The sequence below is a fragment of the Ruegeria sp. CE12 genome (assembly GCF_056537525.1).
In genome coordinates this window covers 205,887-218,074 of the sequence record NZ_JBQFRS010000006.1, presented here as the reverse complement: position 1 = coordinate 218,074, position 12,188 = coordinate 205,887, and the positions used below count along the sequence as shown (strand labels likewise).

8 protein-coding genes are annotated in these 12,188 nt (G+C 51.6%); 7 read left to right on the top strand and 1 reads right to left on the bottom strand.

The features are described from left to right. The first annotated feature begins 16 nt into the window (after positions 1 to 16). Both ACR0IO_RS15755 and ACR0IO_RS15750 read left to right on the top strand, forming a co-directional pair. Positions 17 to 859 (top strand): fumarylacetoacetate hydrolase family protein, encoded by an 843-nt coding sequence (locus ACR0IO_RS15755; protein WP_480742544.1) that lies wholly within the window; start codon positions 17 to 19, stop codon positions 857 to 859. A 524-nt stretch (positions 860 to 1,383) separates the two neighbouring features. Then, positions 1,384 to 2,334 (top strand): formylglycine-generating enzyme family protein, encoded by a 951-nt coding sequence (locus ACR0IO_RS15750; RefSeq protein ID WP_480742543.1) that lies wholly within the window; start codon positions 1,384 to 1,386, stop codon positions 2,332 to 2,334. 88 nt (positions 2,335 to 2,422) lie between these two features. Here the strand turns inward: ACR0IO_RS15750 and ACR0IO_RS15745 are convergent, their stop codons facing one another. After that, positions 2,423 to 3,364 (bottom strand): hypothetical protein, encoded by a 942-nt coding sequence (locus tag ACR0IO_RS15745; RefSeq protein ID WP_480742542.1) that lies wholly within the window; start codon positions 3,362 to 3,364, stop codon positions 2,423 to 2,425. Positions 3,365 to 3,812: 448 nt separating this feature from the next. On the opposite strand from ACR0IO_RS15745, the gene ACR0IO_RS15740 reads away from it, so the two are divergent. From ACR0IO_RS15740 to ACR0IO_RS15720, 5 genes are all read left to right on the top strand, one after another. After that, positions 3,813 to 4,877, top strand: coding sequence for a glycosyltransferase family 2 protein (locus ACR0IO_RS15740; RefSeq protein WP_480742541.1), 1,065 nt, complete (start codon positions 3,813 to 3,815; stop codon positions 4,875 to 4,877). Positions 4,878 to 5,146: 269 nt separating this feature from the next. Beyond that, positions 5,147 to 7,393 (top strand): glycosyltransferase family 2 protein, encoded by a 2,247-nt coding sequence (locus tag ACR0IO_RS15735; RefSeq protein WP_480742540.1) that lies wholly within the window; start codon positions 5,147 to 5,149, stop codon positions 7,391 to 7,393. 103 nt (positions 7,394 to 7,496) lie between these two features. Then, positions 7,497 to 9,113, top strand: a complete 1,617-nt coding sequence (locus ACR0IO_RS15730; RefSeq protein ID WP_480742539.1) for a hypothetical protein — start codon at positions 7,497 to 7,499, stop codon at positions 9,111 to 9,113. Between the two features lie 5 nt (positions 9,114 to 9,118). After that, positions 9,119 to 10,033, top strand: coding sequence for a hypothetical protein (locus ACR0IO_RS15725; RefSeq protein WP_480742538.1), 915 nt, complete (start codon positions 9,119 to 9,121; stop codon positions 10,031 to 10,033). Between the two features lie 2 nt (positions 10,034 to 10,035). Then, positions 10,036 to 12,171: a sulfatase-like hydrolase/transferase gene (locus ACR0IO_RS15720; RefSeq protein WP_480742537.1), complete on the top strand. Its 2,136-nt coding sequence runs from the start codon at positions 10,036 to 10,038 to the stop codon at positions 12,169 to 12,171. Positions 12,172 to 12,188 lie beyond the last annotated feature (17 nt).

The following is a 12,188-nucleotide window of genomic DNA, read 5'->3' as shown; positions in this document are numbered from 1 at the left end:
CAGGAAGGACCTTATAATGAAATTACTACGTTATGGCCCCCGAGGCGCTGAGAAACCCGGCATGTTAACCTCGGACGGCACTGTTCGCGACCTTTCCGATTTGATCGGTGACATCTCTGGTGAAACTCTTGGTGATGCTGTTCTTAAAAAACTGCGCACTGTAGATGTGGCCAGCCTGCCTGTCGTAGACGGCAATCCACGCATTGGACCCTGCGTCGCCAATGTCGGAAAATTCATTTGTATTGGCCTTAATTATGCCGACCACGCCGCAGAAAGCGGCATGGAGTTGCCTGCTGAGCCAGTGATTTTCTTCAAGGCAACCTCTGCCATCGTTGGCCCCAACGATACGGTCGAAATCCCGCGCGGATCTGTCAAAACCGACTGGGAAGTGGAACTGGGCGTGGTCATCGGCAAAGAGGCTAAATACATCTCAGAGGAAGAAGCCTTGGACCACGTAGCCGGATACTGCGTTGTCAACGACCTGTCTGAGCGTGACTTTCAACTTCACCGCTCAGGCCAATGGGTAAAAGGAAAATCCGCCGACACGTTCGGCCCGATTGGCCCCTGGCTGGTGACCCGGGACGAAGTGCCAGACCCGCAAAACCTGCCGATGTATCTTGAGGTAAATGGGCACCGGTATCAGAACGGTTCAACCAAAACGATGCATTTTGGCGTGGCAACCGTCATATCTCACCTGTCGCAGTTTATGTCGCTGCAACCCGGGGATGTGATTTCAACAGGAACACCGCCCGGCGTCGGTATGGGGCAAGATCCGCAGATCTACCTGCAACCCGGCGACAAAATGGAGCTTAGCATAGAAGGATTAGGCGTGCAGCGGCAGGACGTTGTGGCCGGATAACCTTAAAAGGTTCAAATAATCCTCAAAACACTTGTTTAGCCAAACCCCGGATCAAGCGTTCGAGGGTTGGCCTTAAAGAGATGCGCAAACCCAAACAACACAGGCGTTGACGTGCGTATTTCACTTGGAATTCCGGTTCGGCTTACCGATTTGGCAATGCCGCTCAATATCATTGCGGCAATACGGTTCCAATTAAAGCTGACGCCCTGGCTCTGAGTGCGTGAAGTGCCCTGCATGCCGGAGTTGCTCGGTTGGACAAGGTGGGCAGAAAACGGTTCCCTGAAGGTGCCATTGTTGTCGTCGCATTAGGACCCCGTCGTCGGCGAAGTTATCACCTCGATCCTGCGGTCAGCCGCTGACAAACCAGCTTGCTTTCGCCCTTCAAAGACGATTGGATCAAAGGGCAATCATGCACTAACAATCAAGTTTGGCTACTTGGGTGAAGCTGATCACTGGCACAGTGTTGTTTGTTGCGGACCTTCGCCCTTCATGAGGGTAATCAAGGAACATCTTGAGACAAGCAGATGAAGAACAAAGTATGCGGCTGCGCACCCATCACACCTTCGCGCACTACTCATCGAACGCCACTGCCGCAGGTTGGTGTTTCACGTTCTCTGCGTGACACAATCAATGCGTTAATGGTTCCTATTCCCGGTGGTATTTTTGAGATGGGGACGAGAAAATCACGCTACGCGGATGATCTTGACAGCCCGCCGCGACGGGTAAAACTGTCGGGCTTCAATATTGGGCGCACTACCGTCACAAATGAGGTTTTTGCAGCATTCGTGGCCGAGACCAGTTATCGAACAACCGCTGAAATTGAAGGCTGGTCTTATGTCTTTTACCAATTTGTACCTGACACCAGTCTTACCAGAGGATTTGCCCAACATACCCCTTGGTGGTGTGGGGTAGAAGGCGCTTGCTGGAGTAGTCCCGAAGGACCGGGAAGCGATATTACTGCCCGCGGGCGACATCCGGTAACTCACATCAGTTGGCATGATGCCGTGGCGTTTTGCGAATATACCGGTACGCGTTTACCGACTGAGGCGGAATGGGAATACGCAGCACGCGGTGGATTAAAGAGGAAGCGTCTGCCTTGGGGGAATGCTCTCGTACCCGGGTCAGGCCATGCGCAGAACATTTGGCAAGGCAATTTCCCTAATGAAAATTTGGCAGAAGACGGTTACGTCGGCACGGCACCGGCCGACAGTTACGATCCAAATAACTATGGTCTTTATGCAATGACCGGTAACGTCTGGGAATGGTGTGCGGACGCGTTTGGGCCACTGCCACATGGCACCCAAGGATCTCCGGCTGTAAACCCGCTATCCCAGGTGGATGGCCCAGGTAAAATCATACGGGGTGGGTCATATCTATGCCATGCCTCTTATTGTGAGCGCTACTTTGTTCACTCCAGAACCTGGAATATGCCAGACAGTTCAACTGGGCATACCGGCTTCAGGATAGCTTCATGAAACAAAGTCGAAACGCGCACACGTATCGACTTAGATCCCTTAGTTTGCACCCGGGATTCACGCAAATCCGGTTGGCATAAATACCCTTTTAAGGTGCCAGAAACCGGACTTCAGGCATGTTCGCGATTTGTGCCAAATCTTGTTCGTACAGTTCTGAAAATGCGCTGAGAATATCATCCGACCAACCGGGTAGATCAATCTCTTCCTCGATTTTGTCGGGTTCTGCAAAGTCTTTCAGGATGCGCGATAAGTCCTTTCGCAAATCTTCTTTCTCTGGCGCTGGATCTTGCCGGATTAAGGACAAAACCTCGCGCTGACCGGTCGGACGTAGCAATGAACTTAGCAACCCATACTCATCGTCGAAAGCTACGTCATCCTGAAAGCCCCCCATCAAACGAAGAATATCACCCCAGATCAATGGCGTGTCCTCATTGCTCCACAAAGTCATTTTCACATTGGGGGCCAGATCTCTGATATCCTCAATCATACTGAGCCAGCTCAGGCAGCTCAGGTCGGTGTTTTCAAAAACGGATCTTCGCTGATCTTCAGTTAATGACATCAGCACTTTGGGAATAAAAACACCGGGATTCCGTACCGCTAGAAACAACTCAATCTGAGTATCTTGCAGTACTTCATCAATATAAGCCAATCGCTGACCTGCCAATGGATAAAACTGGCCTTCATGGATGGCTTCGGTGATACCGCCCAGGATTTCATCGCTGGACAACATCGTCCGTTTGACGTCCGGATTGTTCGGTAAAGCTCGTCGCAATTGTTCGTGTAGGGCCGAACTCGGTGGTTCAGTCCACAATGATTGAAGGACAGGCCAAACCGAATGCTTAAATCTGCGAGGCCTGGGAATGTCCACGCCATTTTTTGAGAATACACGACCGTTGGCTTGAAGAGACTGCAATAGTCGACCTTCATCGGTAAAAGCGACACCAGCATGGATGACCAACTGCATTCTAATTTTGTCCTTGCATCCTGTAACTCCTGCCCCCGCTTCCAGTCTAAGTATCGATTGTCGCAAAGCACCCGACAGAAGGACATAATTCTTCCAGTGACATGTTGAAAGATATTACTTTCGATCTTGTTCTGAAACCTGAATTTCCTGCTGAAAGTAGTTAGATTTTTCGTGATGAACCCCTGACTGGGACAAGCAGCGAAAAAGATGAAAGACCTCACAGCACCACCGGGAATATCCCTCCGACAATGCCAAAAAACTCAAGCGACGATACTAGATCATCATGCTTAGCAAGTTCTAGGTATGCACGACAAAAGGTTGAGCAGGGGAGCACTTGCACTTGCGTCAATCTAAAATCAAAGTTTGTGGCACCCAATCTTTGTGCCTAAGCTGGCACAAATCTCCGGGCAAAAACACCAAACCCAATCGACATTGACACCTAGGTGAACACGAGCAAAAACGCGTTCTTCGCACCAATCCAACTCTGATCAATAAGCACAATGCAGGTACCCAGATGGCACGTCTCCTAATTTCGGCGATGAAAAATGAAGCGCCGTATATTCTGGAGTGGGTAGCGTATCACCGACTGATCGGTTTTGATGACATTCTCATTTACTCAAACGACTGTACAGATGGCACTGATGATCTGCTGGATGCGCTTGCGGCACGAGGGTGGGTAACCCACGAGCGCAATCAAGACTATGCAAAGAAGGGGGTGCAGTGGACCGCGCTAGAACTGGCCGGCAAGCATGAGCTTACCAAGGCTGCCGAGTGGATATTGTTTTCAGACGTCGATGAGTTCGTAAACATCAAGACAGGTACAGGACATCTTGATGATCTGTTTGCGTCGGCTCCTGATGCTGATGCGTACGCTCTGACATGGCGACTCTTTGGCAACAGCGGAAAGGTGGACCTTTCAGCGTCGCCTGTTCTGGAGGAGTTCACACATGCAGCCCCGTTTCCCTGCTACTCGCCTTGGGAGGCAAGCCACTTCAAAACCTTATTCCGCAATGACGGGACCTATCAAAAGCTTGGCGTGCATCGCCCCAAAAAACCTGAGAGAGATCGCGTGCACAGTTTTCGGTGGGTTAACGGCTCAGGTCGACCACTACCAGGTTTTTACCAACAGCGTGGCTTAATAACGTTCGGGCCTTTGGCGGGGATGGATCTGGTTTGTCTCAATCACTATTCGGTCAAATCTGCCCTTGCCTATCTGGTGAAGTCCTCTCGTGGCCTGCCAAACCGATCGCACAAAGAAATTGATCTGGGATATTGGGCTGACCGGAATTTCAACTCGATTGAAGAAAGGTCGATCCAGCGTCATTTGCCTGCGTTGAAGGAAATGCTCGACGAACTAAACGCTGACAAAGAACTCAGCAGATTGTCACAACAAGGTTTACGGTGGCACATAAAGCACGCGAACGAGGTTATGGATACGCTGGATGGGCTGCAGCTTTTGACTCGAATAATTGGAACGGAACGGCGCGACGTGGATCCGCAACTTGCAAGAAAGTTGCACGCAAAGGGGACGGAACTGCGCAATCGTGCGGAAGCAGAAGAAAACAGCAAGACCAGATAACCTTTGATCAAGATAGCTCAAACCCGCTGCGGATGTGCGCTTAAGCTGGGAAAACTGCTTTTATTAAGAATCCAAGGATGGAGCGCTGGCGAGATACATTGACTGTTCATGTTTGTCCCCGAACACAAAAAAGGCACGCTTTGACGCAACTGATTGCAAATGATGGGTCTGAAACTTGAATTGGAAAAGTCAGACTGGTGTAATCCCGTTGAAGGAACGAAGCGCAGTGTTCTGTCTGTGCGAACACTGTTGTGGAAGAGGCTATCCTTATGGTCGCGTTTAATCGAAGCCGCCTGAAGAGCCGTGATTTTGGGGCGTTCGTTCTTCTTGATGCAGTTGAAACGGTCCGAGACGACGGGCGGCTTCTAACTCTGTTCTTTGACCGACAAGTCCTGCCCGAACAAATCTGCCCACGCCAAGGTGCCGAGCTATATACACATGGCACACTCGGCGGCCAAACGGTGATGCGCTTTCATTTGCACGACGCAGTATCCCCAGTGTTCACGATAGACGGCCAAGATTGTTCGATTGAGGTCGCAACACCAAGCTTTGCCGCCTTCGAAGGGCGAAATGCACTTGCTGCAGTGCGCAACGGTGAAGACGCTGAAGTTGTGCTGGATTGGTTGGCCTATCACGTGGATCAACACCAGATGGATGCGGCTATGATCCTCGACCGCGCAAAGCCCGGAGAGGATGAGGCTTTCGCCCGAGATTTACAGGCCGGTCTGCGGCAACGTGGTCTGACCTGCAACGTCGAATTACTCAGCAGTGACATGCCTCTTGGCCGAGCTGACCTACCGCCTGAATGGCACCCGTTTTGTGCCCCGGATGCCCCGGGCAAAGACCGAATGGACGTGCCGTCTCCTGACCGTTGGCATAGCCCTCTGGGCACGGTGTCAGTTTATGAAATAATGCGTTTGCGCGGGCTATCGCGCGCTCGGGCTGTCGCGAATATTGATGTATGCGACCTCATCACTCGTGGTGAGGATTCCATTTTCGATCTCGCCGTGAATACATCCAGTGGATTGATTTCTCTGGTTGGCCGGCGCTGTTACCCTTGGCGATTGCGTGATCAGGCCAATCCGCACTTTAGTGACCATATCTGTGTTCAGTTTGACAATTCCGGCGCGAGCAATCGTTGGTGCATAGCACCAAAACAGGTCTCCGATCGCGCCGTCTGGCGGCTTGTTCGGATCGGCAATGTCAATCCGAGTGGATCTGTCACCGGGGCATTTCATCGTTTCACAGCTCTACGTCATCCTGCGCCATCAGTTTCGCAAATCGTGCCTAAAACCTCTTTGGTTGAAGATTCATATCTGATCAACCAATCTGAAACTCTTTGGGATGGAAGCCCTGAGCGTGTTCCACAAATTGCCTTGACGCCAGCAGCCAAACAAACTGGCGGGCGTGTCATCGTGACTGCCATGAAAAACGAAGGCCCTTTCATACTTGAATGGCTGGCATATCATCGTGCAATCGGTTTCGACGATGTGATCGTATACACAAACGACTGTACCGATGGTACGGACACAATGCTGAAGCTCTTACAGCGCAAGGGATACATACAACACCGAGAAAACCCGTTTCGCGAGATGGGGTTAAAACCGCAGCACGCTGCACTCCGCTCAGCGCAAGAAGAACCGATCGTTGCCAACGCCGCATGGGTGACCTGTATCGACGTGGATGAGTTTGTGAATATCAAATGCGGCAATGGCACGCTTGATGCGTTGTTCGAACACGTTCCGGATGCCAACATGATTGCAATGACCTGGCGTTTGTTCGGCAACGGCAATGTGCATCTTTTTGACGAAAGCCCGGTTATCGAACAATTCATCCGTTGCGCACGTGAATTTACACCCAAGCCACATCAGGCATGGGGATTCAAAACGCTTTTCCGGAATGTTGGTCTGTTCAAGAAGCTGGGCGTTCATCGGCCAAAAGGGCTCAATCCACAACTGTGGGAAAGTGTTCATTGGGTGAACGGATCAGGGCAACCTTTGCCTCGCCAAATGTATCGCAACAGCTGGCGCTCCACGACCGGAACCTACGGTTACGATCTTGTGCAGCTCAACCACTACGCTGTGCGTTCGGCAGAGAGCTTTTTGGTAAAAAGAGACAGGGGCCGCGTGAACCATGTGGACCGCGATCAGGGACTCGCTTACTGGTTTCGAATGAACAATAACGCTGAAGTCGATCGCTCTATTGCCCGGATGCTGCCAAAGATGCGCGGCGAACTGAATAAACTTCTCAAAGATCCTGAGATCGCCGAAGCCCATGATTATTCACTAAAGTGCCACCGGACCAAGATCGAGGAGCTGAAGGCGAGACCCGACTACAACCAGTTCTATTCTGCGTTAACGAGCCAACGGATGGAACGCCTCTCGCTCTTGCACAGTCACTTTGGTGCGAATGTTTTTTTGTCCGGCCCGGAGGTCGTGCCAGATGAAGTGATCGCCAAACGTCCGGATGCTGATTGGTTCTTCACGGTGGAACGTCAGGATGTCACACAACACTAGGTTACCTGAATTGGTCGCCCGTCACCCATTGTAACTGATAGCAGAATTTGCTCGAAAGGTCAGGAATGCCAAGTCTAAGTAGTCTTTTGTTATTGAGGTCGTCTTGAATCAGAAACCGGTCATTGGAATGCTGTGGATGGAAGGATCGCTCAGCTTCCTGGAGCAGCTTTGTATTAAATCATTTGTGGATGCAGGTCACACCACTGTCCTGTATCACTATGGGCCACTAAAAAACGTGCCAGATGGCGTCGAATTTGCAGATGCCGCCGATATCTTGCCGCGTGAGAACTTTTTGGCGCATGAGCGTACTGGTAGCCCCGCCCTGCATTCTGATCTGTTTCGCTACCGGTTGCTTGAACAGAACGACAACATGATCTGGGCTGATACAGATGCCTACTGCATGAAGCCTTTCGAAACTCCCAATGGCCATTTTTACGGTTGGGAATCCGAAAAGCACGTGAACGGAGGTGTTCTTGGATTACCACGTGACAGCGATACGCTGCGCGCGCTTCTGGCTCATACAAGCGATGAATTTGCAATCCCCGCATGGTATGGCGGGGATTATGTCAAAGAGCTTGAAACCGCCCGGGATGCAGGTAATCCAGTCCATGTCGGTGAACAGCCATGGGGTGTTTGGGGTCCACACGCAGTGACACATTTTCTGCACGCGACCGGTGAGATCGAGTTTGCGCTGCCTCAGGACAGGCTCTATCCATTCACTTTCAAAGACCGTCGCATGATGTTGAAGCGCAAATTCGACGTGTCTCCTTACATAACTGAAAACACCTGTTCCATTCACCTTTACGGTCGTCGCATGCGTGCGCGTTTGGTAGAAAAAGAGGGCGGCGCACCCCACCCCAAAAGCCTGTTGGGAAGGCTTCTGATCAAGCATGGAATTGATCCGGACCTCGCGCCGATCCCCAACAAAGGTCGCCCCGAAAGAAACAGTAAACCGATTGCTAAAGACACTCCTGCAATGCCAGCCACAACCATTGATCTTGACCCTGCATCTCCTGTTCCTGCATCTGAAAAATATGGTCGCGGGAAGATAAATCTAACCGACTTGGCGGATCGCTACAATTCGGACAAAGGATCGAAAAAACACCGCTATTCAGAACTCTACCAGATGCTCTTTCTTCCATATCGAGATAAGGATATCTCGTTTTTGGAAATGGGTTTGCAAATCGGGGGCCCCGAGCACGGCAAGCATGCCGACCGAACCACAACGGATGCACCCTCGGTGAGAATGTGGCTAGAGTTCTTTCCGAAAGCCCAGATTCATGGGCTGGATGTATCAGATTTTAGTTGGTTCAGCGACCCAAGGTTTACCTTCCATCGCTGCGATATGGATACGCGTGAGAACATCCGTAACGCTGCTCGAGATATGCACGATGAGTTCGACATCATAATTGATGACGCAAGCCATGCATCGCACCATCAGCAGAATGGGTTTCTGGAACTTTTCGGAAAGCTGAAATCGGGCGGAATGTACATTATCGAGGACCTGAGATGGCAACCCGATACCATGGAAAAACCCGGCATCACAAAAACCGCGGCTTTGTTTCAATCATATCTCAAAAACGGTGTGTTCAGCCACTCTGACAGTAAAACTGCCGCAGAATTCAATGCAATGAGACTGGATTTCTCGGGAGCTTTCATATTTCAGGCACAGTTTGACAAGACCCGTCGCGATCAGGTTCTGATTGTGCACAAGCGCTGATTGTCATGGAAGACGTGGACCACAACAAGATACCCAGCTGGTACGGAGAAATATTTCCGGCTGGCGGAAACGATGGTTGGTACCACAAGTTCGGAGAACATGCCGCATCCTTTGTCGAACGCGATACGGCGCAACTCGTAATATCCTTCGACAATCTTTCGGATGCGGGCTACCCGTATCCTGATATCGAACCCTGGGCCGGGAAATTTGTTCGCGAAAACGGCTGGAGCCATCTTGGTATATATGCCCGTGGTCCAAGCTGGTTTCGCGATGCAAGGCTGATTGCGTTTCTCGAACAGTTAGGGCGTACAGGCTTCTTTAGAGGCTTCGAGAAAATCGCGTTGATCGGGACGTCAATGGGTGGGTTTGCTGCATTAACATTTTCCTCTCTTTGTCCCGGTGCCACAGTCGTGGCACTTAGCCCGCAATCTACATTGCAGAGCGATCTGGTTCCTTGGGAAACACGGTTTGGCAAAGGGCGGGATAGAGACTGGTCGCTGCCCTTTTCTGATGCTGCTTCGCAGTTAAGTGGCCTAGGGAAAGCTTATGTTCTCTATGATCCTTTCTTTGCACCAGACAAACGACATGTCATGCGTTTACCGCAGCAGAAGCTTATTCACTTGCAGGGCTTCGGGTTTGGGCACAAATCGGCTGTGGTTCTGCGACGACTGGGGCTTTTGAAGCCATTTATGCAGGGCGCTATTAGCGGAGAGCTCCAACCGTCAGAGTTCTATAAATGGATTCGCAAGCGGAGAGAGCTTTACGTTTACCGTATCGTCATGGAAACGCACCTGAGTACCCGTGGCAAAGACGATAGAATTGCGAGGTTTCGCCGCGCCTTTCGTACCAATAGACGCAAATCTCAGCTTTCGGCTGCAGCCGTCGATGAGCAATCGGCCAAATTGCCTGGGGAAAGGTAATCATGGCGCAAGAGAAAAAGAACATTGTTCTGATTACCGTCGACGATGGCGGTGCCTACTCTCAGTATCGTGAAGCTTTTGGCGCACCCCTGCACCTTCCCAACCTTGACCGGATCGCCGAGGATTCGGCGGCGTTTGACTCGGCATACTGTCAGGCCCCGATTTGTGGTCCATCACGCAATAGCCTGATGTCGGGTCTGTCACCTTACCAAACTGGCATTCTGGACAATTATACGAACCTGTTCGATGTGTTGCGCCCCGAACAGCTTTGGCAATTCAAGCTCAAGCAAAGCGGATACTATTGTTCGACCGCCGGGAAGGTTCACCACAGTTTTGCTCCACTTCCCAGGCCGGTGCATGATGTTCTTTATTCGCACCCCCCACACCCGTTGCGCCTTGGTCCTCCTCAATCCGTCCCTGTCAGGCGTTTTGGCGGCTTGACCGGCGGAGCCGGTACTACTGATCCCGCACACGATTCACTCTATTATGACCATCAGTCCGCGACAGATGCAGTAGAGTTTCTGGAGACCTACGATGGGGCCGCGCCATTTTATCGCGAGATCGGCTTTCACCATCCACACATACCGTTCAAAACGCCTGAAGCCTTTAAGCGGTTGTACAACGAACAGGATTTCCAGATGCCTGAGGCATGGAATGATGGGTTCGATACGACCGGGTATCCCGACCGATTCATGGGAAAGAACATGGATCTTCGAGACGCTGACTACTGGCGTAAATCGGTTCGAAATTATTTCTCAGCCTATTCTCATGTTGATAGCCAGATTGGTCGCATCTGGACCGCGCTCAAATCGTCGCGCCATGCGGATAACACCGTCCTGATATTTACCTCAGATCATGGATATCATCTTGGCGATAAGGGGCGGATGCGCAAATTTACGCTCTGGGAAGAAAGCTGTCGCGTTCCCCTGATCATTCACGACCCTGATGCGCAACCAAGACAGGTTCGTGATCCAGTTGCTTTATTGGATGTCGGACCGACCATTCTTGACTATGCTGGTTGCCCGCCGATGCACTGTGCGATCAGCAGATCGCTGAAAGACATGACGCACGGTACCTCTGACCCTGAGCGCGCTGTTCCCACATTTCTATATGGCAATACATCCATGCGGAAAGGCGCATATAGGATCACGCTGTATCAGAACGGTGAAAGCGAGTTTCACAATGTTCAAGACGACCCATGGCTGACCAAGAACCTCGCGGGTAAACATCCGGACTACGCGAAATGGCGACAAAATTTGAGTCAGGTTTGCGCCTCCCATGGCCTGCTTCTCCCCGACGCAGAAGGCAGTGCCGCGCCATTTCACGTAAGCTTTACAGATTCGACGAATCCACCCAATGCTGGCAGTCTTGGGGCCATCGGATCGTTGGACGCTTCTCCTGATGACATTGCGCCGACCGCGCCGGGGGCCAGAGTTCATTATTCGACACTAAACCATGACGGTATAGCAGCACTGCCCGATGGGTTTACCCGCATGCACTATGGCGCCGATGCAAGTGGCGGTGTAAACCGCTTTGTTGCGACCGGAAACCAGCAAGACAATGAGTTTCTTTTCCCTGGGAGCGTAAATCGCTTTCAGCTAACTGTGCATCCCGGTCCGGGCAAAAACCGTATCACCGTGCAGAATGACGACCTGGTGGTCTATTGTGGTGAGGGCGAGAACTCCATTCTGGCAGCAAATGCCAATTGTGTCCTATACGGCGGGACCGGGAAAACAACGATGACGGCCGGAAAGGGGTTCGCCCGAATGGTCGGCGACAGCGGTGATACCACTATGATTGGTGGCCACGGCCCTGTTTCGATTGTTACCGGTAGCGGTTGCAATCGCATCACAGGGGGACACGGTGATACGCAAATCACTCTGGCCGAAGGCAGCAATGATGTTACTTTGCGCAGCGCGTCCACAACACTCACTATCCAACGAACCGGCCTGCCCCAAAAGATCCAAGGATTCCAAGGTGGAAAGATTGACCTGAGTGATTGGGCATCACTAGGGCAAGTGCGTGTCAGGCAATCCGGAGATGACACGATACTCAGCTGTGGGACGGAACGGGTGGTTTTTGCCGGTGTGGCTCAGGCATCGCTACTCCCAGCGATCTGCGGCCTGGAAATAGCTTGAAACAGGAGCGGATGTGA

Coding starts and splice junctions, on each gene's coding strand:
- ACR0IO_RS15755 (WP_480742544.1), top strand. CDS start 17: ATGAAATTACTACGTTATGGCCCCCGAGGCGCTGAGAAACCCGGCATG.
- ACR0IO_RS15750 (WP_480742543.1), top strand. CDS start 1,384: ATGAAGAACAAAGTATGCGGCTGCGCACCCATCACACCTTCGCGCACT.
- ACR0IO_RS15740 (WP_480742541.1), top strand. CDS start 3,813: ATGGCACGTCTCCTAATTTCGGCGATGAAAAATGAAGCGCCGTATATT.
- ACR0IO_RS15735 (WP_480742540.1), top strand. CDS start 5,147: ATGGTCGCGTTTAATCGAAGCCGCCTGAAGAGCCGTGATTTTGGGGCG.
- ACR0IO_RS15725 (WP_480742538.1), top strand. CDS start 9,119: ATGGAAGACGTGGACCACAACAAGATACCCAGCTGGTACGGAGAAATA.
- ACR0IO_RS15720 (WP_480742537.1), top strand. CDS start 10,036: ATGGCGCAAGAGAAAAAGAACATTGTTCTGATTACCGTCGACGATGGC.